Here is a 26,677-nt window from a genome sequence, read left to right as displayed (position 1 = left end):
CGTAACTTGTTTAGACGGCCAGTTTACGGCGGTTGTACAAACCACCCAACAAACCGGTCAGGCATCCGACGAGCAACCCGCTGACGTGGGCCGCATTGGCGATCTCACCGAAACCGATCATCGAGATCAGCCCGGACATACACAGCACCAGCCACACCAACATCATCACCAACACACCACGCGGCAGGCGATAAGCCGGGTTCGGCGACAACAACTGGAAGATCCAGCAATGCCCGAGCAGGCCGTACAGTACGCCGGACAAGCCGCCGAACAAGGTCGGGCCGCTGAAAAAATACTGCGCGTAGTTGGACACCAGGCTGAACAGCAGCGTCAGGCCGATCAGGTTGATGCTGCCCTGTCGCGATTCGATACGCCGACCCAGTTCCCAGTACCACATGCCGTTCATGGCCAGGTGCAAGATGCCGAAGTGGATCAGCATCGGCGTCATCAGGCGCCACCACTGCCCCGCCGCCAGGCTGTCGGCCAACGGGACGAAATGGATGTATTCGCCCACCACGCGGAAATCGAGGAAGGTCAGCCAGCGCATCGTGTCGAGGTTTTCGCCCAACAACGTCACCGCGCCGACTAGGATGCTCAGCAGCAAAACCGCCGCGGTGGCCTTGGCATAGCGAAGTTGTTCGACGAAACCGGGGCGTTGGGTCGTTTGCGCCACCGGAATGTCCAGTTGCTGATCGGGATCACCGGCCGGAAAGCGTTCGTACAACGAGCGCACGTCTTCGCTGATATTGGCCGGCACCCAGAGCACCTGCTCGCCCGACTCTTCGCTGACGCGATGCGGCACCTGCATGCGCTGCAGCAATTTGACGAACCCGCTCAAGTCCACCGCCAGTGGCAGACGCAATACGGCAACAGCACTCATTGCAGCACCTCCGGCCGTTCGACATCGACCCAGACAAATTTGTGCGGATCAAGACGGGTCTCCTGATCCAAGCGATAGGCGACCAGTTTGCCGTAGAGCACTGCGCTGTAATCCAGACAGGCCAGGTTCGGGCGAATCGGTGCCGGTTTGCCGCTGCGCCAGTAGTGGCCAACGAACAACAGTGGCTCATCGATCCCATAGCGCAGCAACGTGTTCTTTTCCGTGGAAGACAGTGGCGTCTGCGCCACCGGCTCAGGCAATGCGTCCGGTTGGAACACGATGTCTCCGTAGGTTTGCGGGTCGTCTTCCCAGAACTTGGTGCGAAAGAACGAACGCACCAGACCGTCGCCGCTGGTCATGGTCAAGCCATGGGGCAAGCGCATGTCGGTGCCGCGCAGCAGCCGGTCGAACACGGTGCAGGCGAAACTGCCGGGCACGGCCGATGCCTGAAGGAAATGCTCATCGACGCAGCCATTGGGGAACAGCCCGCGCAACGGCTCGATCAGGCCCGAATCCCAGCAGGCATGCACCACCCGGAAGCGCCCGGCATCGATAAACAACGGCAACTGGTAGAACCATTGCAGGAAGTCATGCCAGTCGCCGGGATGATCTTCGAACTGGCTGAGGGTTTCGCCCAGTAACCGGGCATGGCGCGGCGTGTGCTCACGGACAAACTGTTTGCCGCTGCCCGGTGGCGCCGGGGTGCTCCAGCCCAGCGCGTTAAATTCATGGTTGCCCATGATGCACAGCGCCTGGCCGGCCTCGACCATGTCATGGACGATGTGCAGCGCCTCGCGAATGCGCGGGCCGCGGTCGATGATGTCGCCGACGAACACGGCCATGCGCGACGGATGCCGCCAGACGCCACCTTGTTTGTGATAACCGAGCCGGTCGAGCAAGTGCTCAAGGGTCAGAGCGCAACCGTGCACGTCACCGATCAGGTCGTAGCTACGCGCGGGATCGAGCATCAGTCGCCTCCACCACCCAATCGGCTGCCCCAACCGAGCTTGGTCCGGCAGACTTCATAGTAATTGTGGTCAAGGGGGTGGATCAGCCGCAGCTTCTGCGCTTTTTTGCTGATGGTGATGGTGTCACCCGGTGCGCAGGTGAAGTGGTTCTGCCCGTCACAGGAGACTTGCGGGTAAATCTGCATATCTTTGGACACGACGATTTTCAGCTCACTGTTGCCATCGACCACTATCGGCCTACCCGACAAGGTATGGGGGTACATCGGCACAATCACAATAGCGTCAAGCTTGGGATGCATGATCGGTCCACCCGCTGACAGCGCGTAGGCGGTCGAACCGGTGGGCGTCGCGACGATCAGGCCGTCGGCCTTCTGGCTGCAAACGAACTGGCCGTCGATGTACAGCTCGAACTCGATCATCCGCGTCGATTTGCCGGGGTGCAGCACCACGTCGTTCAGCGCATCACCCTGGCCGATGGCTTCAGCGTGACGGCGGACTTCGGCTTGCAGCAGGAAGCGGTTTTCCACCAGGTAGTGCCCGTCGAGCACTTCGGCGACTTTGACTTCCAGTTCATCAGGGCGAATATCGGTCAGGAAACCGAGGCTGCCACGGTTGATGCCAAGCACCGGGATATTGTGCTTGGCCAGCGCCCGGGCGGCGCCCAGCAGGCTGCCGTCACCGCCGACCACAATCACCATGTCACAGACTTCGCCGAGCATCTTGCGTGACGAGGTTTGCAGGCCATGCCCCGGAAGGACTTCGGCGATGGTGTCCTCAAGGATCACGTGCAAGTGACGATCGAGCAGAAACCGTTTCAGTCGGCGGACGGTATCCAGCACCTGAGAACTGCCCAGGCGACCGATGATGCCGATATTACGAAATTGCTCCATGGGGTTCCTGCAAGGACGGCGAAAAAGGCGATTATGGGCGAAAGCGCGGGATAGACAAAATCCTTTCAGCCACAAGGGTGTACTCATGTTTAGGGCTATGCTCGCAAGATGATCCTATTTCCCGATTTGCTCACGTTGCCTCATCAGTTGCGCCACCCCGAAGTGCGCGACCTGGCGTGGGTCATCCTCGCACCGCCGATGCTCCTCGATACGCCGTGGCCGCAACGTCATCCGCTGGCCGGCAGCGAGTGGGTGCAACAACCGGAACACCTGGAGCGCTGGTTGCGGCAACTGGACCGCGACAGTTATGACTTGTTGCACTGGCTGTCCCAGGCCCGAACCCGGCGTTTAGGCCTGTACTACGAACGGTTATGGCAATACGCGGTGCGGCACGCCCCGGGGATCGAGCTGATTGCCGCCAACCTGCCGATCAGGCGTGAAGGGCATACGCTGGGCGAGCTGGACATGTTGCTGCGCGACCGCGACGGTGTGCATCACCTGGAACTGGCGATCAAGCTCTATCTCGGACCGCAAAATGGTAACGGGCAAGACACCGCGCAGTGGCTCGGCCCCGGTTGTCATGATCGGCTGGACCGCAAACTGGCACACCTGACTCAGCATCAACTGCCCATTTCTGCCCGTACAGACAGTCGCGAAGTGCTCGCGGCCCTCGATATCCAGCAGTTCAGTGCGCACTTGTGGCTCGGCGGTTACCTGTTGTATCCGTGGCCCGGACACGCCGAGCCACCCGACGGTGCGCATCCGCAGCATTTGCGCGGTAGCTGGCTGCATCAGAAAGACTGGGCAGACTTTGTCGTGCGACGGCCTTACGGCCGATGGCAACCCCTGCCCCGCCATGCCTGGCTGGCGCCGGCGCATTATCCCGCAGAACAGACATGGAGCCCGGAACAACTGAGCGCCTGGCTGAGCGACCTCCAACCCCAGGCCCCGGCGCAGTTGATGGTGCGCCTGACCGAAAATACCGAAGGGGATTGGGAGGAAGCGGAACGGTTGTTTCTGGTGGCGGATCTTTGGCCGAATGTGCCGGGCAGTGGTTGAGATTGGTAGTGGCAGATATGGCCCCATCGCGGGCAAGCCTTGCTCGTACGGGTCGTGTGTCAATCGCAAAATTCGTGATCGACCCGATCCTGTAGGAGCAGGGCTTGCCCGCGATGAGGCCAACTCGATTTAAATCGTCAACCGCACCGCCAGCGCCGCCAACGTCACCAACAACACCGGCACCGTCAGAACAATCCCGACCTTGAAGTAATAACCCCAGCCGATCCGGATACTCTTGCGCTCCAGCACATGCAGCCACAATAACGTCGCCAGACTGCCAATCGGCGTGATTTTCGGCCCCAGATCGCTACCAATGACGTTGGCATAAATCATCGCCTCCTTCACCACGCCGCTGGCCTGGCTCGCATCGATCGACAGCAAACCGATCAGTACCGTCGGCAAATTGTTCATGATCGACGACAAAATTGCCGTCAGCACACCCGTGCCCAGGGCCGCGCCCCAGACACCGTACTGTGCAAACCCGTCCAGCCAGCCCGCCAGATACCCGGTCAGCCCGGCATTTCGCAAGCCATACACCACGAGGTACATGCCCAGCGAGAAAATCACGATCTGCCACGGTGCTTCTTTCATCACCTTGCGCGTGGAAATTTTGTGGCCACGGGCAGCGATTGCCAACAGCAGCGCGGCGCACACCGCAGAAATGGCGCTGATCGGAATGCCCAGCGGTTCCAGGGCAAAACACCCCACTAACAGAATCACCAACACCGCCCATCCGGCGTAAAACGTCGCCTTGTCATGGATCGCAGTGGCAGGATGATCCAATTGCTCGGGGTCGTAATTCCTGGGAATGTCTCTGCGAAAGAACCACATCAGCATCGCCAACGTTGCCGCGACGCTCACCAGGTTGACCGGGATCATCACCGCCGCATACCGATTGAAGGTGATATGGAAGAAGTCGGCGGACACAATGTTCACCAGGTTCGACACCACCAGCGGCAGGCTCGCCGTGTCGGCGATGAAACCGGCGCCCATCACGAACGCCAGCGTCGCCGCCGGAGAAAATCGCAATGCCAACAGCATCGAGATCACGATGGGTGTGAGAATCAACGCCGCGCCATCATTGGCGAACAATGCCGACACCAACGCACCAAGCAGCACCATATAAGCAAAAAGCTTGCGTCCACTGCCCCGCCCCCAGCGGGCCACATGCAAGGCAGCCCAGGCAAAAAAGCCCGCCTCGTCCAGCAACAGGCTGATGATGATCAGCGCGACGAAGGTGCCGGTGGCGTTCCAGATGATCTGCCACACAATGGGGATATCGCTTAGCTGCACGACACCAAATATCAGTGCCAGCACCGCCCCGAAGACCGCACTCCAGCCGACACCCAGGCCTTTGGGTTGCCAGATCACCAGCGTGATGGTCAGCAGGAAAATCAGTGAAGCAGTCAGCATGCAAAGCAACCTTGTGCGCAAAAAACAAACCGCGATTCAGCCGCAACACACGAACAGAGTAAAGCCCCCATTTTCTACACAACGAATCCCGTAGCAGCTGTCGAGCAGCACGAGGCTGCGTCCGAGCGCGGACCGAGTCGGACGCAGCCTCGCGCTGCTCGTCAGCTGCTACACAGGTTACAAACGGATGACATGCCCTTGCACTGGCGCGACCTGGCCGTTGAACAACCGCGTAATCACCGTCTGCGCCGCCTCATAACCGTCGCTTTGCACCACCTCAAGCAGCGGGTTGGCGGATGCGGTCACTTGCCCATAAAACCGCTGCAAGCCATCGCCGATATGTTGGCTGACTCGCTCTGGCCCCCACTCGGCATTGCGCTTGCGCAACTGGATCGGCGCAAAAAAGAACACCGGTTGCGGGCCCTCGATGGCGCTCAGTTGTGCTTCATCCGTGCTTTGTGCCGAACCGGCGAAGCAGCTGTAAACCAGTTGTCCGGCGAATTGCTGATGCACACGATCACGCAAACCCAGGTCGCCAGAAAAATCCACGTACAGAACAGGACGGTCATTGGCCAGGCTCGGCAGCTCCTCGTAAGACACTGTTCGCTCATAACAGCCGAGCGCTTCGACGAAGGACGTGTTACCGGCCGAGGTCAGCGCAACCCGCTCGATGTCGGGGTAGTTTTCCAGACACACAGCGGCGCCATAGGCGGTTTTGCTCGAAGCGCTGGAAAACACCAGCCGGGTCGCACCGAAGAATTGGTTGTCTTGCAGGAAATCCGCCAGCATTGATGAGGTCAGAAACAGCGGTTTGAGCAAGATCTGCAGGTTTTCGGTGTCATGGCTGTAGTACGGATCCCAACTGCACCGGGTGTACTGGTTATAGGCCGAGGTCAGTGCCTGCCGGTGTTCGGCGCCATCATAGAAACCTCGCTCGGTGACCCGCTCGGGGCGCATCCACAGGTGACTGGCAATCGGAAAATAGCCGTAGAAGCGCTCCCCCACCGCAACCCCTTCAACCGTCGAAGCGATCACATCGGCGAAGCCCCAAGCCGGAATGTGCCCCATTTCCGCGTTCCCGCTAGGGAAAAAACCCCAGTAATTCATCGAATCGCCATACGCGGCATAAGTGATGTTGTTGGTGGTCAGCGCACAGCGGTCGATTTTCACAATCACCTCCCCTTCGGACGGAGTCAGACTGCGCTGCTCCTGCTCGATTCGACTCTGGTCGAGGGCGTTTTTGCGGGTGATCAGCCGTGTTACCGTGATCGGACTTTGCATCTTTCAGACTCCTGCTGCGAGTGAGTGGCGGGTAGCACCAGAGTAGTGGCAGCCGATGAAGAGCGGGTTCGGAAACACCAAGGGCACTGCGCCCACCCTCAATCCCCGCGCCAAACCGCTGAAACGGCCGAGTCAGTCTCGGGCGATCTTCACCGTGGAGGCGATTTACGAGGCGTTTGTTCGGATTTGGCGACGTGATGGCTGGTCGGGGCTGACCACGCGCGCGGTGGCGCTGGAAGCCGGCGTTGCCATCGGTACGTTGTACGATTATTTCCCGAGCAAGGAAGCGCTGCTGTCCGGTTATGTCCGCCATTGCCTGGAGAATCTGTTGCAGCACATCGATGACCAGGTGGTACGGCCCACGCATCTGGACTGGCAAGCGCGAATCAATCGTTTGATCCGTATGACCTGCGACCCGACCGATGCTGATCAGCCGTTGTTCGACTATGAGCTGATGACCCATGAACACCAGATCGCCGAACCCAAACACCACCGGCGGGTGTTCCAGGAGCTGTCGCAGAAGTGGCGCGAAGCGTTTGCGGCGTGTAGCGATTTACCTGAGCAGCCATCAGAAACAACCATCGATGCCTGGCTGATCACCGCCTGGGGTGGCCGCCGTTATTGCGTTACCGCACAACCGGCGGCAGCGCAAACGGCTGCGTGGCTGGCGGAGATCGAGTCGATGATCCGTGGCCGATTGCTGCACACCCCCTAACCCCCAATACCCTGTAGGAGCGAGCCTGCTCGCGATAGCAGTGTGTCAGGCAAATCAATGCCAACTGACATACCGCTATCGCGAGCAGGCTCACTCCTACAGGGGGACGGTGTTGTCACTCTTTTTTGTGTTGCTCGACCCATTTTGCATACGCGTTGATAAAACTCTGCAGGAACGGCCTGACCGACTCGGACAGCTTGCCCGCCTCGTCGAACGCCGCGCCGGCGCCTCCAAGGTAGGCTTCCGGTTGCTGCATGCATGGCACATCCAGAAACACCATGGACTGGCGCAAATGGTGGTTCGCGCCGAATCCGCCGACAGCACCCGGCGAAGCACTGATTACCGCACCCGGTTTGCCGCTCCAGGCGCTCTGGCCATAGGGCCGCGAACCCACATCGATGGCATTCTTCAAAGGCGCCGGTACCGAACGGTTATATTCCGGGGTGACGAACAGCACTGCGTCGGATGAACGCACCTGTTGGCGGAAAGTGCTGTAGGCTGCCGGCGGTGAAGCACCATCGATGTCTTCGTTGTAGAGCGGCAGGTCGCCGATTTCAACGATTTCAAGCCTGAGATTGGCCGGTGCGAGATCGGCCAGGGCCAGCGCCACCTTGCGATTGATCGATGCCTTTCTCAAGCTGCCGACCACAACGGCGATCTTGTAGACGTTGCTCATGGAAGATGTCTCGACTGTGCGATGGAAAGAACTTGTAGTTATAGATGACGAATTACCCAGCGGGCCCTGAATTTCATCGCCCCTGACTATTTTTTTCCTGTAGGAAAACTTACTTCACCCAACCACGGTCTACAGAACCGAAAATTGAGTGATTTATCTCCAGAGGTTCTAAACAGATGGCAGCAGTACTTGTCGGTCAGTTCCATGCAAGAGATGCGGAAGGCCGTGTTTATTCAGTGCATGAGTTCCAGGAATCCACCCTGTCGGCGGACGGCCTTGGCGGCACGGAGCCTGTCACCACCTACAAACTGGCCATTGGCGATCGTGTCAAGAAGCTCGATGAAAACCAATTCCTGCTGGTGCAAGCGGACGTGACCATCGTCCGTGAACCCGACACGTATGTCGGCAGCCTGCCAGAAGTCAACGTCGCCTCATAACCGCGTGTTATGAGCAGAAGTCATATGCGCGCACTTGAGTTAGGATTCAGTCACTGATCCTCTCACCTGCTGAACATGGACTTCACGCATGCGTTTACGCCATATCGAAGTGATCCACGCGCTTGTGCAGACTGGCCACCTGGGCACCGCCGCCGAATGGCTGCAGTTGCCGGTGGCCGAGGTTGAACGCCTTTTGCGTGAGGCCGAGGGTCAGTTGGGTTTCATGCTGTTTTCCAGCGTGCGTGGACGCTTGCAGGCGACCCGCGAAGCGCGGGAACTCCAGGTCGAAATTGCCCACGTTTACGAAGCGCTTGAGCCCGTCCAGCGGCTGGCCTCCAGCCTCAAGCATTACCAGGCAGCCCCCCTTCGCATTATCTGCACCCCGCCCCTGGCCCAACAATTGCTGCCTCAAGGCATCGCTGCCCTGCGCCGACGCTTGCCTGATGCGCCGTGCAACCTGCTGAGCCAACCGACCCGCGAGATCATCAAGACCTTGTTGTTGCGCGAAAGCGACCTGGGGTTGAGCCTGCATGATCCCGATCACGCCGACATCCATTGCCAGGTCATTGCCCAAGGCAAGCTCCAGCTTCTGGCGCCCCACGGCTGGCTGCAACCCAAGCAGAAATACATTTCGTTGCAAGATCTGGCAGGTCAGTCGATGGTCGGCCTGGAAGGTCATGACCCGCTAAGTCCGGCACTGGAGAACAAACTGCAGGCCTTGCGCCCTGCCCCGGTCGTGCATATCCGGGTCCAGACGCATCAGATGATGCGCAGCATGGTCGAGGCCGGTGAAGGTCTGGCAATTGTCGACCCGTTTACCGCCCTCGGCGCCAAATCCAGCGGACTGGATGTGTGTCCGCTGGCCCCGGCAGTACCGATCAGCCTCTACGCCCTGACCCTGAAAAACGGCGAACCCAACGCCGCTGTTCAGACACTGCTGGACATCATTACGGAACAAGCCGCGGCGATGCTGGCGAACTGAACGAGTCTTCCAGCGAGTTATCGAACAAGCGATACCAAAACAGTGCCACTTCGGCGGTGTTTGGGTCGATCCCGCGATAACGCAAATGATCGATCCCGCCAATCACATACCCGCACCGCTCATAGAGCCGACAGGCGCCCAGATTGTTGTTCTGGGTTTCGAGCATGATGCCGGGCAGTTTTTTCTTGCGGCTCCAGAACTGGGCCACATCCAGCAGCGCTTTGGCCACGCCATGGTGCCGCGCCGGGGCATGCACCGCTAACTCGTCGATATGCGCAAAACCGTTCCAGTTGGTGCTGACCACCAGATGGCCGACCGGCTCGTCGTCGAGATACGCCATGAAAATCGCGCTGTCAGCGGCATCACGGAAACTACTGAACTCCTCCGGGTCAATGCCGTAGCACTTTCGATACGGAATGATCGGCGTCACCGACCACTGTTCGACCGGTTTGCCAATTTCGGCAGCACCATAGGCGGCAACTTCAAAACTGAAGTCACTGCCCCAGATATAGGCCGCAAAGCCGTCATCGGCGACACGCACCGACAGGCCCGGGAACTTGGGATTGATCACAGGTTGCATGCTGGGAAAGGTCCTCATTCCTTGATGCAATCGACGGTGTAGTGCCGTCCATTGCCCTCGTCTTCGTGTTGCAAGCCATGCACATCGACGACAAATCCTGGGAAGCTACTGTCAAAAGTACGCGCAAATGAAAGGTAGTCAATGATTGACCGGGTCGCCTCGGTGAACCGCTCGCCAGGCATGATGAGCGGAATACCTGGCGGATACGGCACCAGCATGACCGCAGCGATTCGTCCGTCCAGCGCATCGATGGACACCGCCTCCACCTCGCCTCTCACTAAATGATCATAGGCGTCAGCGGGCTTCATGACGACTTCCGGCAGCACGGTGTACATGCGCTTGAGGTGTTTGGCCGTGGCATTGCTGCGATAACAGGCGTGCAATTGATCACATAAGTCGCGCAAACCCATGCCTTGATAGCGCCCGCCGCTCTGTTGCGCCACGCACGGCAGGCAGGCTGCCAGGCTGACGTTGGCATCGTAGCTGCGCTTGAACTCCAGCAACTCGGTCAACAGCGTGCTCCACTTGCCTTTGGTGATGCCCATCGAGAACAGCACGAGGAACGAATACAACCCGGTCTTCTCGACCACCAGCCCACGCTCCCAGAGGAATTTACTGACCACGGCCGCCGGAATCCCGCGTTCACTCAGCGCGCCACCGGCCGTCAAGCCTGGCATCACCAGAGTGACTTTGATCGGGTCGAGCAGCACGTAATCGTCGGTCACACCGCCAAAGCCATGCCAGTCGGCGTCGGGTTGCAGCAGCCAATCCTCGGTGACCACGCGATCAATGCCTTCCACCGATGGCGGCTGCCAGATGGAAAACCACCAGTCGTCCGCCGCAATGTGTTGGCGCAGATTGGCCAGGGCGCGACGAAAGCTCAGGGCTTCGTCGAACATTTCCTGCAACAGCGAACGCCCGGCCGGCCCTTCCATCATCGCCGAGGCCACGTCCAGCGATGCAATGATGCTGTACTGCGGCGAAGTGGAGATGTGCATCATGAACGCTTCGTTGAACCGGTCGCGATCCAGTTGCCGCGCGCCACCGTCCTGGACATGAATCATCGACGCCTGGCTGAACGCTGCCAGCAACTTGTGCGTGGAGTGCGTGGTAAACACCAGCGGGCTGTCTTCGCTGCGCGAAGTGCCCATGCCGTAACGCCCGGCGAAAAACTCGTGGAACGCCGCGTAGGCATACCAAGCCTCGTCGAAATGCAGCACCTCGACGCTGTTGCCCAGGTTTTGCTTGATCAATTCGGCGTTGTAGCAAAGGCCGTCGTAGGTCGAGTTGGTGATCACCGCCAATTTGACCTTCGGCGCTCGCCCCTTGGTCAGCGGGCTGGCGTCGATCTTGGCCTGGATCGACTCGCGGCTGAACTCGTTCAACGGAATCGGGCCGATGATTCCCAGTTCATTGCGCTCAGGGCACAGGTACAACGGGATGGCGCCGGTCATGATGATCGAATGCAATACCGACTTGTGGCAGTTGCGATCCACCAGCACCAGGTCATCACGCGCGACCATCGAATGCCAGACGATTTTGTTGGCGGTCGAGGTGCCATTGATCACGAAAAAGGTGTGATCGGCGCCGAAATTGCGCGCGGCTCGTGCTTCTGCTTCGGCCAGCGGCCCGGTGTGATCGAGCAAGGAACCCAATTCGGGAACCGATACGGATAAATCCGAACGCAGGGTATTTTCCCCGAAAAACTGGTGAAACGCTTGCCCGACGGGGCTCTTGTGATACGCCACGCCACCGCCGTGGCCCGGCGTGTGCCAGGAATAATTGGAGTCGGCGGTGTGTTGCACCAGTGCCTTGAAAAACGGTGGCAACAGTCCGTCCAGGTACTTGCGCGCAGCCCGCGCCACTTGCCGGGCCAGGAACGGCACGGTGTCCTCGAACAGGTAAAGAATCCCGCGCAGCTGATTGAGTTCGGCCATGGCATCAGCCGGGGCGTTTTCCAGGGTCACTTGCTCACCCAGGGCAAAGATCGGCAGATCCGGCGCACGCACTCGCGCCAGGCCAATCAGTTCGGCCATGTTCTGCAATAAATGGGAATGGGCGCTGGCGTCTTCAGCGGCAATTAACATGCACGAGAGGCCGTGATGGGTCGACGCAACTAGCCGCCCTTCGGTGTAATCCACCGCCGAAACAATGCTGAAGCCTTCCTGCTCCAGCTCCCGGGCGATGCCCCGCACGCGATCACCGGCGACGGTGTCGGCCTTGATGTCGCGATGGACGATCAGGACCGGGAATTTCAAATCTTTATACATGGGGCTCAGTGTCCTGAGGCGGCAGACCATGGTCTGCCAATAACCTCAGGGTAGAGGGTTGAAGCGGATGTGGCGAGTGTCGATACATGCACGACCTGTAGCAGCTGCCGAGCACCGCGAGGCTGCGTTCGGTGCGGGCCGCGTTCGGACGGAGCCGTCGTGATATCGGATAGTGCGTTGTTTCAGGAAAACCTCGCGCCCAGGTTTTACGACGGCTCCGTCCGAACGCAGCCTCGCGGTGCTCGGCAGCTGCTACGGACTCAGGCCTGGGCCTTGGCATCCGCCAGTTGCTGCCACAGCGACGGCGCGCCGGCGGCTTTGGCGATGGCTTCCAGTCGTGCCACATGCTGGGCCAGGTCATCTTCGCTGGCGCGGATGATTCGGGCGGGGGTGCGGTCGGCCGGCAAGCGACGGATTTCGGTGGCGGAATTGTCCGCACCTTCACCGGAACCATTACCGTCGGACGCATTACCGGCCAGTGACAGGCTGGTCTGGCCGCCGGTCATGGTCAGGTAGACGTCAGCGAGAATCTCGGAGTCGAGCAAGGCGCCGTGCAGTTCACGGCCAGAGTTATCGACGCCATAACGTTTGCACAAGGCGTCGAGGCTGTTGCGCTGCCCGGGGTGACGTTCCCGGGCCATCATCAGGGTGTCCAGGATCGAGCAGTGTTGCGTGATGTCCGCGCGATCGTGCTGGCCCATCAGGGCGAATTCGTTGTTGATGAAGCCAACGTCGAACGCCGCGTTATGGATGATCAGCTGGGCGCCCTTGATGAATTCGAAGAACTCATCGGCCACTTCAGTGAAACGCGGCTTGCCCACCAGGAATTCGTTGGTGATGCCGTGGACGCCAATGGCGCCTTCGTCACTCTCGCGATCGGGTTGCAGATAAACGTGGAAATGCCGGCCCGTCAGGCGCCGACCGATCAACTCGACACAACCGATTTCGATAATCCGGTGGCCGTCGGTCACCGGCATGCCGGTGGTTTCGGTATCGAGTACAACGGATCTGGTGGCCATCAGTGTTCAGCTCTCAACGGGTCAATCGTGCAAAAGCGGCGATATTAACACGCTCGCGGGATCAGGCGCGCACCGCCAGCTTGATGCTGCGATGCCCTGTGGGAGCCGGGCTTGCCCGCGATGCAGACGCTGCGGACTTTCAGTAAAGCCGCGTCATCGTTCATCGCGGGCAAGCCCGGCTCCCACAGGTGAACGATGGAATCATCAAGCCTGCTTGAACCCGCGCACTTCATCCACGCCACGGTTGGCCAACTGGTCCGCCCGCTCGTTACCGTGGTGACCGATGTGCCCGCGCACCCATTTCCAGGTGACGTTGTGGCGATTGACCTGCTCATCCAGCAACTTCCACAGGTCGGCGTTTTTAACCGGCTCCTTCGCTGCTGTTTTCCAGCCGCGTTTCTTCCAGTTGTCCATCCATTCGTTGATGCCTTTCATCACGTACTGGGAGTCGGTCACCAGCAGCACGTCGCAGGATCGCTTGAGTTCTTCAAGGCCACGGATCGCCCCCATCAGCTCCATGCGGTTGTTGGTGGTGTTGGCCTCGCCGCCCCACAGTTCCTTTTCAACCCCTTTGCACACCAGCAGTGCACCCCAGCCACCAGGACCAGGGTTGCCTTTGCAGGCGCCATCGGTAAAGAGTTCTACGCTATCGCTCATGCCAATCTATCCAGAAAATGCGGTGGCTCGTCGATCAGTGACCGACGATGCCCGAGGCCGGGGATTGACCCGGCCGGGAATATAAAAGGGGATTACGGGTCGATACGGCGTCGATTGACCTTGGCCATCGGCAAAGGAATCAGCTTGCCCATCGGTTCGCGCCGCTCCTGACGAAGTGGACGCAGGCCGACCACGATCTTGCGCGCCACCAACAAATAGAAACCGCCACCCGACAGTTGCCAATCACCGGCCTTGCGTTCCCAACCGGCCAGACGAGCCTGCCAGGCAGGTGACGCAAGCGGCGGACGATAGCACCCGAAGCGGCGTTTCTCCAGCGCGAAACCCAACAGGTTCAACCAGTCGGCAACGCGTGAAGGCGAGATGCAACGCGCCTTGCGCATGGCGTCATGGGCGAACACATGACGCAAGCCCCACGTGCTCCAGGGATTGATCCCGATGATCAGCAAATGCCCGCCGGGCCGCACACTGCTCGCCGCTTCCCGCAGTAACCCGTGGGGTGACAGACAGAAATCCAGGCCATGCTGCAACACCACCACATCGGCGGCGTGCTCGCTCAACGGCCACGCCTGTTCTTCACACACGATTTCGACACCGGGCAACGGCGCCCCGAGCCGCACGTTGCGCTGCACCTGGGGTGCCGCCGGCGGGGTCTGGGCTGACGGACCGTAATGCACCAGATAGCCGCCAAAGAAGCGCCCCAACTCGTCTTCGAGCATGCGCCGCTCTTCATCCAGCAAAAATTGCCCGATAGGGCCGGACAGCCATTCACGGGCCGCGCTGATCAAGGCCAGCCACTCGGGATCAGCCTGAGCGAACGCTTTATCGGTCATTGCATTCTCCAACGCGCCAGGAAGTTCTAAGATGCGCCATTGTTTTCCGCTTGGCGAATCCGACGATGATACAGATCAGTGCCCTGCCCGCCTTCACCGACAACTACATCTGGTTGTTACAAGACCACCGCACCCAGCGCTGCGCCGTGGTCGATCCGGGCGATGCCGCGCCCGTGCAGGCCTGGCTTGCGGCGCATCCGGGGTGGGTCTTGAGCGATATTCTGATCACTCATCACCATCATGACCACGTCGGCGGCGTCGAGTCGCTGAAAAAGGCGACAGACGCGACAGTCTACGGTCCGGCCAGCGAATCCATCCCGGCCCGGGATGTCGCGCTCAAGGACAACGACAAGGTCAGCGTGCTGGGCTGGGACTTCGATGTTTTCGCCGTGCCCGGTCATACCCTGGGGCACATTGCCTACTACCATCATGGCCTGCTGTTCTGCGGTGACACGCTGTTTGCCGCCGGGTGTGGACGGTTGTTCGAAGGCACGCCCGAACAGATGCACGCCTCGCTGTCACGCCTGGCCGAATTGCCGGAAGACACGCTGGTCTATTGCACTCATGAATACACCCTGAGCAACCTGAAATTTGCGGCAGCTGTCGAACCTGACAATCCGGATACCGCCGAACGCCTGGCCAAAGTCACCCGACAGCGTGAAGCCGGGATCATCACGCTGCCTTCGACGCTGGCCCTGGAAAAGCTCACCAACCCTTTTTTACGGTCCGCTGAAACATCTGTTAAAGAAAAAGTGGACGAACGGATCGGCCCCAATAACCGGGCTCCGAGTGCGGTTTTTGCGGCCTTGCGGGCTTGGAAGGATACGTTCTAAGCCGTCATCCTATTGCAATGAAAATTCTGAATGGTTGACCGCAGGGGGTACCCTTTCTAGAATCTCTCGACATTTTTGCCCGGAACTTACTTCCAGCCAATGTCGTCATCTATTCGTAAAGCCATCAATTCAGACGCATTGACCCGCTTGGCTCAAGCCATAGCGGTGGCTGTGTCCGCCACTCTGGCGGGTTGTTCCAGTCATGTGCCGCAGACTGACGCGTCACACACCCCCAATATTGCCGCCCGAGCCAAACAGAAACCCATTTGGCTCAGCGAAAAACCTTCGCCGCAAGTCCCTCAGGATGTCTGGGAGCGCATGCGCCAGGGCTTCCAGTTGCAGGATGGTCTGGGCGTCAACCCGCGCATCGAGCAACAGCGCCTGTGGTTCGCCAGTAACCCTTCCTTCCTCGAAAACGCCGGCGAACGCGGCAGTCTCTACATTCACTACATCATCGAACGCCTTGAAGAACGCAACATGCCGCTTGAACTGGCGCTGTTGCCGGTGATTGAAAGCGCCTACAACCCGATGGCCTACTCCCGGTCCGACGCAGTGGGTCTCTGGCAATTCATCCCGTCTACCGGGCGCTACTACAACCTGCGCCAGACCCGTTTCTACGACGGCCGTCGCGACATCACCGCCTCGACCACAGCGGCGCTGGACTACCTGACCCGCCTGCACGACATGTTCAACGGTGACTGGATGCTCGCCCTCGCCGCTTACAATGCCGGTGAAGGCACGGTCAGCCGGGCGATCGAGCGCAATGAAAGGCTCGGCCTTCCGACCGATTACTGGAACCTGCCGTTGCCGTCGGAAACCCAGGCCTACGTGCCAAAACTGCTGGCCTTGTCGCAAGTGGTGCTGGCTCCCGAAGCCTACGGCGTGAACCTCAACCCGATCGCCAACGAACCGTACTTCCAGGTCGTCGAAATCAACCAGCGCATGGACCTGTCCAAGGTTGCCGCGGTGGCCAACATCGACGAAGACGAACTGTTCCAGCTCAACCCGGCCTTCAAGCAGCGCACCACGATCGACGGCCCCCAGCATCTGCTGGTGCCAACGTCCAAAGCGCAGTTGCTGACTACCAGCCTGTCGACCATGCGTCCGGAAGAGTTGATCAGCAAGAAGTCGTTCAAACCGGTCTTCGAAGGCGCCGACGATACTCAAGTCGCCAGCATCAAGCGCGCCTACCGGGTCAAACGCGGCGATAGCCTGGGCTCCATTGCCAAGGCCAACAACGTTGACGTCAAAGACCTGCAGCGCTGGAACAAACTCTCCGGTAAAAATCTCAAGACAGGCCAGACGCTGGTGATGCAGGACACCACCAAGCGCAATAGCGGCCGCGTCAACACGGTCATCGCCGCGAACAGCAAAGCCGACAAGAAGAAGCCGCAGACCCAATACAAGGTTCAGCAAGGCGACTCGTTGTACATCGTTGCCAAACGTTTCAATGTCGAGATGCAGCATCTCAAGCGCTGGAACCCGCGCGTCGGCCAGGCGTTGAAGCCTGGACAGATGCTGACAGTGTCTTCACCACGCTAAAAAACAGCCCCTGAAATCAGGGGCTTTTTTTTGCCCGAAAAACGAACCAATCTCTTGTAGCAGCTGGCGAAGCCTGCGTCGGCCGGTCCGCGTTCGGGCGCAGCAGTCGTAAATTCAAACGGCGCGGTATGACAGGAAGACTGTGATTGCCGGATTACGACTGCTGCGCAGTCGGACGCAGGCTTCGCCAGCTGCTACAAGGGACCCGTAAGTCCAATTAACCCGGCATTACCCCCTGTCTTTTTCCTGTCGATACAAGCTGTTACTGTACGGCCCACAAAGCCCAAGCCGCCTGGATCGGATCCCTGACTTGAAGCGTCCCCTCCTCCTGCTCCTGATCAGCCTGGCCTTGAGCTCCACCGCAAGCGCGACGATCAGCGAAAGCCACGGTTATGCGCAGTTCGGCACGCTCAAGTACCCGGCCCGATTTACCCACTTCGACTGGGTCAACCCGCAAGCGCCCAAGGGCGGTACATTGCGGGTGATGGCGTTTGGCACCTTCGATACGCTCAATCCTTACACCTTCAAGGGCACGAGCCCGGTGACCACGCCGAATTTCCTGCAATACGGGATCAATGAGCTGAATGAACCGCTAATGGTCGGCACCGGCCAGTACGCACCGTCCGGCGACGAGCCGACTTCCAGTTATGGCCTGATCGCCCAGTCGTTGGAATACACCGAGGACCGCAGTTGGGTGGTGTTCAACCTGCGCCCCGAAGCGCGGTTCCACGATGGTTCGCCAATCACCGCGTACGACGTCGCGTTCTCCTACCGCATGCTGCTCAAGGAAGGTCATCCGCTGTACCGCACCAGCCTTCAGGAAGTGTTGCGCGTCGACATCCTCAACCCGCACCGCGTTCGTTTCGTCTTCAAGCGCGCCGGCAATCCGTTGTTGATCCTGAGGCTGGGCGAATTGCCGGTGATGTCCCGGCACTACTGGAAAGGTCGCGACTTCAAGGCCACTACCTTCGAACCGCCACTGGGCAGCGGGCCGTATCGCATCACCTCGGTAACCCCCGGGCGGCAGATCGTGTTTGAGCGGGTTAAGGATTACTGGGGCAAAGACCTGGCGGTCAATCGCGGCAAGTACAACTTCGATCGTATGGAGGTCGAGTTCTACCGTGACAGCGATGTCGCCTTCGAAGCCTTCAAGGCCGGCGAGTTCGACGTTTACATCGAGCATCAGGCGAAGAACTGGGACAACGGTTACAACTTCCCGGCGGTGCGTCGCGGCGAGGTGATCAAGGTGCAGATCCCGCATCAGATCCCGACCCAGAGCCAAGGCCTGTTCATGAATACCCGACGGCCGACCTTGGCCGAAGTCAAGGTCCGGGAAGCGCTGGGCCTGATGTTTGACTTCGAGTGGACCAACCGAACGCTGTTCAGCGGGGCCTACAAGCGCGCCTTGAGTTATTACCCCAACAGCGAGTTTTCTGCGACCGGGCTGCCCGTTGGTCACGAATGGCTGATGCTCAAGCCGTATCGCGAGCAGTTGCCCGCCAAACTCTTCACCGAGCCGTTCAGCCTGCCGCACACCGACGGCCGCGGCATTCCCCGGGAAACCCTGCGCAAAGCCCTTGGGCTGCTTGCTGAGGCCGGCTGGAAGCTCAATGGCCAGCGCATACAGAACGCCGCTGGCCAACCGCTGCGATTCGAGATCCTGCTGGTCAACCCGAACCTGGAGCGCATCCTCCAGCCCTACGTCGAGAACCTCGCCAGCATGGGTATCGACGCGCGACTTCGCACCGTCGACCGCGCCCAGTACAAACAGCGCCTCGATCAGTTCGATTTCGACATGATTCTGATGACGCTCAACCAGACCCTCAGCCCGGGTCTGGAGCAGTGGCAGTATTTCCACTCCAGCCAGGTCGGAATCAAGGGCAGTAAAAACTATGCCGGTATCGCCAACCCGGTGGTCGATCATTTGCTTGAACAATTGCTCGCCGCTCAAAGCCGCGACGAACAAGTGGCCGTGGGCAAAGCGCTGGACCGCGTATTGCTGTGGCAGCACTACAGTATTCCCAACTGGTACCTCAATTATCACCGCCTGGCCTACCGTAATCGCCTGGCCTTCGTGACCACGCCGCCCTACACCCTGGGCCTGAGCGCGTGGTGGCTGAAATCTTCGGAGAAAGATCAATGAAACCCGTACGCGCCCTGCTGTTGCAGGCCAGCGGTCTGCTGTTCGCCGGGCTGGCCTGCGCCGCCCCGCAACATGCCGTGACCCTTTACAACGAGCCGCCGAAGTACCCGGCCGATTTTAAATATTTCGACTACGTGAACCCGGATGCGCCCAAGGGCGGGATCTTCCGTCAGGCCGGTTTCGGTGGCTTCGACAGTCTCAACCCGTTTATCAGCAAGGGCGTGCCGGCCGACGACATCGGCATCATCTATGACACCCTCGCCAAACAAGGGCTGGACGAGCCATTCACCGAATATGGACTGGTGGCCGGCAAGATCGAGAAAGCCCCGGATAACAGCTGGGTGCGTTTCTACCTGCGCCCCGAAGCGCGCTTCCACGACGGCCACCCGATCCGCGCCGAAGACGTGGTGTTCAGCTTCCAGATGCTGACCAAGGACGGCGCGCCGCTCTATCGCGGTTACTACAACGACGTTGCGGAAGCGGTCGCCGAAGACCCGCTGACCGTGCTGTTCAAGTTCAAACACTCCAACAACCGCGAGCTGCCCTTGATTCTCGGCCAGTTGCCGGTGCTCCCGAAACATTGGTGGGCGGACCGCGATTTCAACAAGGGCAACCTCGAAATGCCATTGGGCAGCGGCCCGTACAAAGTCAGCGAGGTGAAGGCCGGGCGCTCCATTCGCTATGAGCGGGTCAAGGATTACTGGGGCAAGGACTTGCCGGTCAATCGCGGGTTCTACAACTTCGACGTGATGCTCACCGAGTACTACCGCGACAACACCGTCGCGCTCGAAGCGCTCAAGGCCGGGCAGTTCGATTACTGGCTGGAAATGACCGCGAAGAACTGGGCCAACGCCTACAACGTCCCGGCCGTCACCGAGGGCCGGCTGATCAAAGAACAAATCCCCAACGGCAACCCCACCGGCATGCAGGGTTTTGTGTTCAACCTGCGCCGCCCACTGTTCCAGGATGTACGCGTGCGCAAGGCCCTGGCGCTGCTGCTGGACTTTGAATGGACCAACAAGCAGTTGTTCAACAGCGCCTATGCGCGCACCCGCAGCTATTTCGAAAACTCGGAAATGGCCGCCACCGGCCTGCCGGATGCCGACCAACTGGCAATCCTCGATCCGTTTCGCAGCCAGATCCCCGCACAAGTGTTCAACGAAGCCTTTGAGAACCCGAAGACGGATGGCAGCGGCATGATTCGCGATCACCAGCGCGAAGCCTATCAACTGCTTCAAGAGGCCGGTTGGCGGATCGTCGATGACAAAATGGTCGATGCCACGGGCAAACCGGTGAAAATCGAATTCCTGCTGGCCCAGACCGAGTTCGAGCGTGTGCTGCTGCCGTTCAAGCGCAATTTGAGCGATCTGGGGATCGACCTGGTCATCCGCCGGGTCGACGTCTCGCAATACATCAACCGCGTGCGCTCACGCGACTTCGACATGATCGTCGGCAGCTTCCCGCAGTCCGGTTCTCCGGGTAATGAACAGCGTGAATTCTGGATGTCGGCCGCCGCCGACAAACCCGGCAGTCGCAATTCGATGGGCCTCAAAGACCCGGTGGTGGACCAGTTGGTCGAGCAACTGATCAACGCCGATTCGCGCAAAAGCCTGGTGGCCCATGCCCGCGCACTGGACCGCGTCCTGCAATGGGGTTATTACGTGATCCCCAACTGGCATATCAAGACGTGGCGCGCGGCGTACTGGAACCACATCGGTCATCCAAAAATTTCACCCAAGTACGACATCGGCATCAACACCTGGTGGATCAAGCCGGATGCGAAACCGGCAATAGAAGTCGAAATCAAACTGCAAGCCGACCCTGTGGGCACGGAGTAATCAGATGCTGGCGTATATTTTTCGGCGACTGCTGCTGATCATTCCGACCTTGTTCGGCATTTTGCTGATCAACTTCGTGATCATCCAGGCCGCGCCCGGCGGCCCGGTAGAGCAGATGATCGCCAAGCTCGAAGGCTTCGAAGGCGCCACCAGCCGCATCGCCGGTGGCGGTGCCGAAGTGTCGGTGGCCGGTTCCGCCTATCGCGGCGCCCAAGGCCTGGACCCGGCGCTGGTCAAGGAAATCGAGCACATGTACGGCTTCGACAAGTCGGCGCCGGAACGCTTGTGGATCATGGTCAAGAACTACGCCTCGCTGGATTTCGGCGACAGCTTCTTTCGCGACGCCAAGGTCATCGACCTGATCAAGGAAAAGATGCCGGTGTCGATCTCGCTCGGCTTATGGAGCACGCTGATCATGTACCTGGTGTCGATCCCGCTGGGGATCGCCAAGGCCACCCGGCATGGCAGCCACTTCGACGTCTGGACCAGTTCGGCGATCATCGTCGGCTACGCAATCCCGGCGTTCCTGTTTGCGATCCTGCTGATCGTAGTGTTCGCCGGCGGCAGCTATTTTGACTGGTTCCCGTTGCGCGGGCTGACGTCGAACAATTTCGATGAGCTGAGCATGGGCGGCAAGGTCCTCGATTACTTCTGGCACCTGGCGCTCCCCGTCACGGCGCTGGTGATCGGCAACTTCGCGACCATGACCCTGCTGACCAAAAACAGCTTTCTCGATGAAATCAACAAGCAGTACGTGGTCACCGCCAAAGCCAAAGGCCTGACCCGTCATCGCGTGCTCTACGGCCATGTGTTCCGCAATGCGATGTTGCTGGTGATCGCGGGGTTCCCGTCGGCCTTCATCGGCATCTTCTTTACCGGCTCGTTGCTGGTGGAAGTGATTTTCTCCCTCGACGGCCTCGGTTTGATGAGCTTTGAAGCCGCGATCAACCGCGATTACCCGGTGGTGTTCGGCACGCTGTTTATCTTCACCTTGCTGGGCCTGGTGGTGAAACTCATCGGCGACCTCACCTACACCTTTGTCGATCCGCGCATCGACTTCGAAAGCCGGGAGCATTGAGATGAACCTGTCCCCGCTCAATCGACGACGTTACGAACTGTTCAAGGCCAACAAGCGCGGCTGGTGGTCGCTGTGGCTGTTTCTGCTGCTGTTTGGCCTGAGCCTTGGCGCCGAACTGATTGCCAACGACAAACCGCTGGCGGTGCATTACGACAACAGTTGGTACTTCCCGGCGCTCAAGCGCTACCCGGAAACCACGTTCGGCGGCGAATTCCCGCTGGAAGCCAACTACAAGAGCCCGTACATCCGCGAACTGCTCAAGGCCAAGGACGCCTGGGTGCTGTGGGCGCCGATTCCGTTCAGCTATCAAAGCATCAACTACGACCTGAAGGTCCCGGCCCCGGCACCGCCATCGGCGGATAACCTGTTTGGCACGGATGACCAGGGTCGAGACGTGCTGGCGCGGGTGATTTACGGCTTCCGGATTTCGGTGTTGTTCGCCCTCACCCTGACCATTTTCAGCTCGATCATTGGCGTGATCGCCGGGGCCTTGCAGGGCTTTTACGGCGGCTGGGTGGATCTGGCCGGGCAGCGTTTCCTGGAGATCTGGTCTGGGCTGCCGGTGCTGTACCTGCTGATCATCCTCGCCAGCTTCGTACAGCCGAATTTCTGGTGGCTGCTGGGGATCATGCTGCTGTTTTCATGGATGAGCCTGGTGGACGTGGTGCGCGCCGAGTTCCTGCGTGGCCGCAACCTTGAATACGTGCGCGCGGCGCGGGCGCTGGGCATGCAGAACGGTGCGATCATGTTCCGCCATATCCTGCCCAACGCCATGGTCTCGACCATGACGTTCATGCCGTTCATCCTGACCGGGGCCATCGGCACCCTGACGGCGCTCGATTTCCTCGGTTTCGGCCTGCCGGCAGGCAGCCCGTCACTGGGCGAACTGGTGGCCCAGGGCAAATCCAACCTGCAAGCGCCGTGGCTGGGCATCAGTGCGTTCGCGGTGCTGGCGCTGATGTTGAGTTTGCTGGTGTTTATCGGCGAGTCCGCTCGCGATGCCTTCGACCCGAGGAAGTGAAATGAATCAGGACAATCTGATCGAAGTGCGCGACCTGGCCGTCGAGTTCGGTATCGGTGAACGGGTACAGCGCGTGGTCGAAGGCGTTAGCTTTGATATCAAGCGTGGCGAAACCCTGGCGCTGGTCGGTGAAAGCGGTTCCGGTAAATCGGTCACCGCCCACTCGATCCTGAGACTGCTGCCCTACCCGCTCGCCCGGCATCCATCCGGGACCATCGAGTACGCTGGCAAAAACCTGCTGAACATGGGCGAAAAGTCCATCCGCCATATCCGTGGCAACCGGATCGCGATGATTTTCCAGGAGCCGATGACCTCGCTCAACCCGTTGCACTCCATCGAAAAGCAGATCAATGAAGTGCTGGGCATTCACAAGGGCCTGACTGGCAAAGTGGCGACCAAACGCACCCTGGAACTGCTGGAGATGGTCGGTATCCCCGAACCGCATAAACGCCTCAAGGCCCTGCCCCACGAATTGTCCGGCGGCCAGCGCCAGCGGGTCATGATCGCCATGGCCCTGGCCAACGAGCCGGAACTGCTGATCGCCGACGAGCCGACCACCGCGCTGGACGTGACCGTTCAGCTGAAAATTCTCGAATTGCTCAAGGAATTACAGGCGCGATTGGGCATGGCGCTGCTGCTGATCAGCCATGATTTGAACCTTGTGCGAAGAATTGCGCATCGCGTATGTGTCATGCAGCGCGGTTGCATCGTCGAACAGGCATCGTGCGAAGAGTTGTTCCGCGCGCCGCAGCATCCGTACACTCGGTTACTGCTGGCAGCGGAGCCCAGCGGCACGCCGGCGACCAATATAATCGGGCCGCCATTGCTGCAAGTCGAGGACCTGAAAGTCTGGTTCCCGATCAAGAAAGGCTTGCTGAAAAAGACCGTCGACCACATCAAGGCAGTGGACGGGATCAATTTCAGCTTGCCGCAGGGGCAGACCCTGGGGATTGTCGGTGAAAGCGGTTCGGGCAAGTCGACGCTCGGTCTGGCGATTTTGCGGCTGATCGGCAGCAAAGGCGCCATCCGTTTTGAAGGCCAGCAGCTAGACTGCCTGACGCAGCAACAGGTCAGGCCGCTGCGCCGCGAGATGCAGGTGGTGTTCCAGGACCCGTTTGGTAGCCTGAGCCCACGGATGTGCGTGAGCCAGATCGTCGGCGAAGGCCTGCGGATCCACAAGATGGGCACCGAGGCGCAACAGGAACAAGCGATTATTGAAGCGCTCAAGGAGGTAGGTCTGGACCCGGAAACCCGGCACCGCTACCCCCACGAATTTTCCGGCGGGCAACGGCAGAGAATCGCCATTGCCCGGGCATTAGTGTTAAAACCGGCGTTGATTTTGCTGGACGAGCCGACCTCGGCCCTCGACCGCACCGTACAACGCCAAGTGGTGGAGCTGCTGCGTTCACTGCAAACCAAGTACAACCTGACGTATTTGTTTATCAGCCATGACCTGGCTGTCGTTAAAGCGCTGAGCCACCAGCTGATGGTGGTCAAGCATGGCCAAGTGGTCGAACAGGGAGACGCGCAAAGTATCTTTGCCGCCCCCCAACATCCGTATACACAGCAGTTGCTGGAAGCCGCTTTTTTGGCACCAGCCACTGCGCAATAACCTGAAAGAGGAGCAACACATGGGTTTTCTCGCCGGTAAGCGCGTACTGATCGTCGGTGTCGCCAGCAAGCTGTCCATCGCATCCGGCATCGCTGCCGCCATGCATCGCGAGGGCGCTGAGCTTGCCTTCACTTATCAGAACGACAAGCTGAAAGGTCGTGTCGAAGAATTCGCACAAGGCTGGGGCTCGAGCCCTGAACTGTGCTTCCCGTGCGACGTGGCCAGCGATGAAGAAATCGCCAAGGTCTTCGAAGCACTGAGCAAGAAGTGGGACGGCCTGGACTGCATCGTGCACTCCGTTGGCTTCGCCCCGGGCGACCAACTGGACGGCGACTTCACCGAAGCCACCACCCGCGAAGGTTTCCGCATCGCTCACGACATCAGTGCCTACAGCTTCGTGGCCCTGGCCAAGGCCGGTCGCGAAATGATGAAGGGCCGCAATGGCAGCCTGCTGACCCTGTCGTACCTGGGCGCCGAGCGCACCATGCCGAACTACAACGTAATGGGCATGGCCAAGGCTTCGCTGGAAGCTGGCGTGCGTTACCTGGCCGGCTCCCTGGGCCCGGACGGCACCCGCGTCAACTGCGTATCGGCTGGCCCGATCCGCACCCTCGCCGCTTCCGGCATCAAGAACTTCCGCAAGATGCTGGCCGCCAACGAAGCGCAAACCCCGCTGCGTCGCAACGTCACCATCGACGAAGTCGGCAACGCCGGCGCCTTCCTGTGCTCGGACCTGGCGTCCGGCATCAGCGGCGAGATCATGTACGTTGACGGTGGCTTCAACACCACTGCAATGGGTAGCCTCGAAGAGTAATCTTCGGCTAGCCGATAAAAAACCCGCCTGCCCCGGCGGGTTTTTTTATGCCTGGGATTTCAGGGTTGATGAATCCCCTGTGGGAGCGGGCTTGCCCGCGAAGGCGGACTCACGATCAAAATGGATGCCAACTGACACACTGCTATCGCGGGCAAGCCCGCTCCCACAGGGGTTATGTGTTTAGTCGTTAGTGAGGCAATCGGCAAACAACTGCTGAATCGGCTGCATCCGCTGGCTGTAACGCTGCAACAACACCATTTCCCGATAGAACGTCAGTTCGCCCAACCGGATGATCCGGACCTTCGCCCCATACTCAAGCCACAGCCCCGCCTCCGGCAGCAGCGATACGCCCAGCCCGCACTCGACCATTTTCACGATCGCTTCCAGCTCATCCAGTTCCAGCGCCACTTGCACGTCAATCTGCTGTTCGCGCAAAAACCGCGTCACCAGGCGACCGCCGAACGAGTTACGGTCATAGCGCACGTGAGGATGGTTCGCGAGGATCTGCAACGGGTCATCGCCCTCCAGCGCCGTCGGCACGATCAACACAAACGGCTCCCGGCGAATGACCTGCGCCGACAGTTCCTTGGGCAGCTCAAACGGCGGCTTGATCAGAATGGCCAAATCCACTTCACCGGTGTCCACCTGACTCAACAGATTCAACGACACACCCGGCACCAGTTTCGGCTCCAAAAGCGGCGCTTGCTGGCGCAATCGCAACAGTGCCTGGGGCAACAATCCAGTCTGGGCGGTGGCCACCGCACCGATTTTCAACTCACCGCGAAACTCGCTCACATCATCACTGACCGCCATGCGGTTGAACGTGTCCAGCATCTCCTTAGCCATCGGCAATGCCCGTTGCCCGGCGGCATTGAGAATCGCCTGACGCCCGGTACGGTCGAACAAACGTATGCCCAGCGTCTGCTCAAGATTGCGCATTTGCGCGCTAACCGCTGATTGCGTGAGGCCAATGTGCATGCCGGCCGCCGCAAAAGTGCCGTAACGCGTGACGGCAATAAAGGTTTTCAATTCCCGCAGCATGGCAGCCTCGATTGATCGAAATAATTTGAGCTCGACGCAAAAACTATCGTCTTTCAATGAAAAAGCACAGCGCTAAA

General features: G+C 59.6%; 24 protein-coding genes. 12 read left to right on the top strand and 12 right to left on the bottom strand.

Translation table 11 applies throughout. The features are described 5' to 3' along the window. Positions 1-10 precede the first annotated feature (10 nt). Genes BMS17_RS25740 through BMS17_RS25730 form a run of 3 tightly spaced genes read right to left on the bottom strand, consistent with a single transcriptional unit; the run spans position 11 to position 2,738 of the window. Entirely contained in the window at positions 11-880 is an 870-nt protein-coding gene (locus BMS17_RS25740) for a rhomboid family intramembrane serine protease (protein WP_046032128.1), read from the bottom strand. Then, positions 877-1,851 carry a metallophosphoesterase gene (locus tag BMS17_RS25735; protein ID WP_371916741.1) on the bottom strand — a complete coding sequence of 325 codons (975 nt, stop codon included), beginning with the start codon at positions 1,849-1,851 and terminating at the stop codon, positions 877-879. Before BMS17_RS25735 ends, BMS17_RS25740 begins: the two co-directional genes overlap by 4 nt. Then, positions 1,848-2,738, bottom strand: a complete 891-nt coding sequence (locus BMS17_RS25730; protein ID WP_027923400.1) for an NAD(+) kinase — start codon at positions 2,736-2,738, stop codon at positions 1,848-1,850. The genes BMS17_RS25735 and BMS17_RS25730 overlap by 4 nt, the downstream gene beginning before the upstream one ends. 108 nt (positions 2,739-2,846) lie before the next feature. Between BMS17_RS25730 and BMS17_RS25725 the strand changes: the two genes are divergently transcribed. Then, on the top strand, positions 2,847-3,797 hold the full coding sequence (locus tag BMS17_RS25725) for a DUF1853 family protein (protein ID WP_046032126.1): 951 nt from the start codon (positions 2,847-2,849) through the stop codon (positions 3,795-3,797). A 129-nt stretch (positions 3,798-3,926) separates the two neighbouring features. Here BMS17_RS25725 and BMS17_RS25720 read toward each other — a convergent pair whose 3' ends face one another. Next, positions 3,927-5,210: an arsenic transporter gene (locus BMS17_RS25720; protein ID WP_046032125.1), complete on the bottom strand. Its 1,284-nt coding sequence runs from the start codon at positions 5,208-5,210 to the stop codon at positions 3,927-3,929. Between the two features lie 177 nt (positions 5,211-5,387). Continuing rightward, positions 5,388-6,491: a DUF2855 family protein gene (locus BMS17_RS25715; RefSeq protein ID WP_077432070.1), complete on the bottom strand. Its 1,104-nt coding sequence runs from the start codon at positions 6,489-6,491 to the stop codon at positions 5,388-5,390. 55 nt (positions 6,492-6,546) lie between these two features. On the opposite strand from BMS17_RS25715, the gene BMS17_RS25710 reads away from it, so the two are divergent. Continuing rightward, on the top strand, positions 6,547-7,206 hold the full coding sequence (locus BMS17_RS25710) for a TetR/AcrR family transcriptional regulator (protein WP_077432069.1): 660 nt from the start codon (positions 6,547-6,549) through the stop codon (positions 7,204-7,206). A gap of 115 nt (positions 7,207-7,321) precedes the next feature. Here BMS17_RS25710 and BMS17_RS25705 read toward each other — a convergent pair whose 3' ends face one another. Further along, a complete protein-coding gene (locus BMS17_RS25705; protein WP_046032122.1) occupies positions 7,322-7,882 on the bottom strand; it encodes an NADPH-dependent FMN reductase in 561 nt (186 codons plus the stop codon). Between the two features lie 176 nt (positions 7,883-8,058). Here BMS17_RS25705 and BMS17_RS25700 point away from each other — a divergent pair, with 176 nt between their 5' ends. Next, positions 8,059-8,319 (top strand): hypothetical protein, encoded by a 261-nt coding sequence (locus tag BMS17_RS25700; protein WP_046032121.1) that lies wholly within the window; start codon positions 8,059-8,061, stop codon positions 8,317-8,319. 88 nt (positions 8,320-8,407) lie between these two features. Continuing rightward, positions 8,408-9,301: a LysR family transcriptional regulator gene (locus tag BMS17_RS25695; protein WP_046032120.1), complete on the top strand. Its 894-nt coding sequence runs from the start codon at positions 8,408-8,410 to the stop codon at positions 9,299-9,301. Here BMS17_RS25695 and BMS17_RS25690 read toward each other — a convergent pair. The 5 genes from BMS17_RS25690 to BMS17_RS25670 form a co-directional block, all read right to left on the bottom strand. Next, positions 9,267-9,881: a GNAT family N-acetyltransferase gene (locus BMS17_RS25690; protein WP_046032119.1), complete on the bottom strand. Its 615-nt coding sequence runs from the start codon at positions 9,879-9,881 to the stop codon at positions 9,267-9,269. The two genes, BMS17_RS25695 and BMS17_RS25690, sit on opposite strands and share 35 nt — an antisense overlap. 14 nt (positions 9,882-9,895) lie before the next feature. Further along, on the bottom strand, positions 9,896-12,151 hold the full coding sequence (locus BMS17_RS25685) for an Orn/Lys/Arg decarboxylase N-terminal domain-containing protein (RefSeq protein ID WP_077432068.1): 2,256 nt from the start codon (positions 12,149-12,151) through the stop codon (positions 9,896-9,898). A gap of 260 nt (positions 12,152-12,411) precedes the next feature. Continuing rightward, positions 12,412-13,170: a DNA polymerase III subunit epsilon gene (gene dnaQ, locus BMS17_RS25680; protein ID WP_046032117.1), complete on the bottom strand. Its 759-nt coding sequence runs from the start codon at positions 13,168-13,170 to the stop codon at positions 12,412-12,414. A 204-nt stretch (positions 13,171-13,374) separates the two neighbouring features. Continuing rightward, a complete protein-coding gene (gene rnhA, locus BMS17_RS25675; protein WP_007944583.1) occupies positions 13,375-13,827 on the bottom strand; it encodes a ribonuclease HI in 453 nt (150 codons plus the stop codon). 92 nt (positions 13,828-13,919) lie between these two features. After that, positions 13,920-14,678 carry a methyltransferase domain-containing protein gene (locus BMS17_RS25670; RefSeq protein ID WP_046032116.1) on the bottom strand — a complete coding sequence of 253 codons (759 nt, stop codon included), beginning with the start codon at positions 14,676-14,678 and terminating at the stop codon, positions 13,920-13,922. 65 nt (positions 14,679-14,743) lie between these two features. On the opposite strand from BMS17_RS25670, the gene gloB reads away from it, so the two are divergent. The 8 genes from gloB to fabI all read left to right on the top strand — a co-directional run bounded on the left by gloB (position 14,744) and on the right by fabI (position 25,559). Further along, complete coding sequence (gene gloB / locus BMS17_RS25665) at positions 14,744-15,511, top strand: hydroxyacylglutathione hydrolase (RefSeq protein ID WP_046032115.1); 768 nt, start codon at positions 14,744-14,746, stop codon at positions 15,509-15,511. Between the two features lie 99 nt (positions 15,512-15,610). Then, entirely contained in the window at positions 15,611-17,053 is a 1,443-nt protein-coding gene (locus BMS17_RS25660; RefSeq protein WP_077432067.1) for a transglycosylase SLT domain-containing protein, read from the top strand. Positions 17,054-17,381: 328 nt separating this feature from the next. Next, a complete protein-coding gene (locus BMS17_RS25655) occupies positions 17,382-19,196 on the top strand; it encodes an extracellular solute-binding protein (protein WP_371916740.1) in 1,815 nt (604 codons plus the stop codon). Continuing rightward, positions 19,193-21,034: an extracellular solute-binding protein gene (locus BMS17_RS25650; RefSeq protein WP_046032112.1), complete on the top strand. Its 1,842-nt coding sequence runs from the start codon at positions 19,193-19,195 to the stop codon at positions 21,032-21,034. Before BMS17_RS25655 ends, BMS17_RS25650 begins: the two co-directional genes overlap by 4 nt. A gap of 4 nt (positions 21,035-21,038) precedes the next feature. Further along, positions 21,039-22,112, top strand: coding sequence for a microcin C ABC transporter permease YejB (locus BMS17_RS25645; protein ID WP_046032111.1), 1,074 nt, complete (start codon positions 21,039-21,041; stop codon positions 22,110-22,112). 1 nt (position 22,113) lies between these two features. After that, entirely contained in the window at positions 22,114-23,133 is a 1,020-nt protein-coding gene (locus BMS17_RS25640; protein WP_046032110.1) for an ABC transporter permease, read from the top strand. A 1-nt stretch (position 23,134) separates the two neighbouring features. Beyond that, entirely contained in the window at positions 23,135-24,745 is a 1,611-nt protein-coding gene (locus BMS17_RS25635; RefSeq protein ID WP_046032109.1) for an ABC transporter ATP-binding protein, read from the top strand. A gap of 19 nt (positions 24,746-24,764) precedes the next feature. Beyond that, a complete protein-coding gene (gene fabI / locus BMS17_RS25630) occupies positions 24,765-25,559 on the top strand; it encodes an enoyl-ACP reductase FabI (RefSeq protein ID WP_046032108.1) in 795 nt (264 codons plus the stop codon). Positions 25,560-25,739: 180 nt separating this feature from the next. Here fabI and BMS17_RS25625 read toward each other — a convergent pair whose 3' ends face one another. Next, positions 25,740-26,600 (bottom strand): LysR family transcriptional regulator, encoded by an 861-nt coding sequence (locus BMS17_RS25625; protein WP_046032107.1) that lies wholly within the window; start codon positions 26,598-26,600, stop codon positions 25,740-25,742. Between the last annotated feature and the right edge of the window lie 77 nt (positions 26,601-26,677).

The sequence above is a fragment of the Pseudomonas sp. C9 genome (genome assembly GCF_002000165.1).
GTDB lineage: Bacteria > Pseudomonadota > Gammaproteobacteria > Pseudomonadales > Pseudomonadaceae > Aquipseudomonas.
This window is presented reverse-complemented; position numbering and strand designations above follow the sequence as displayed.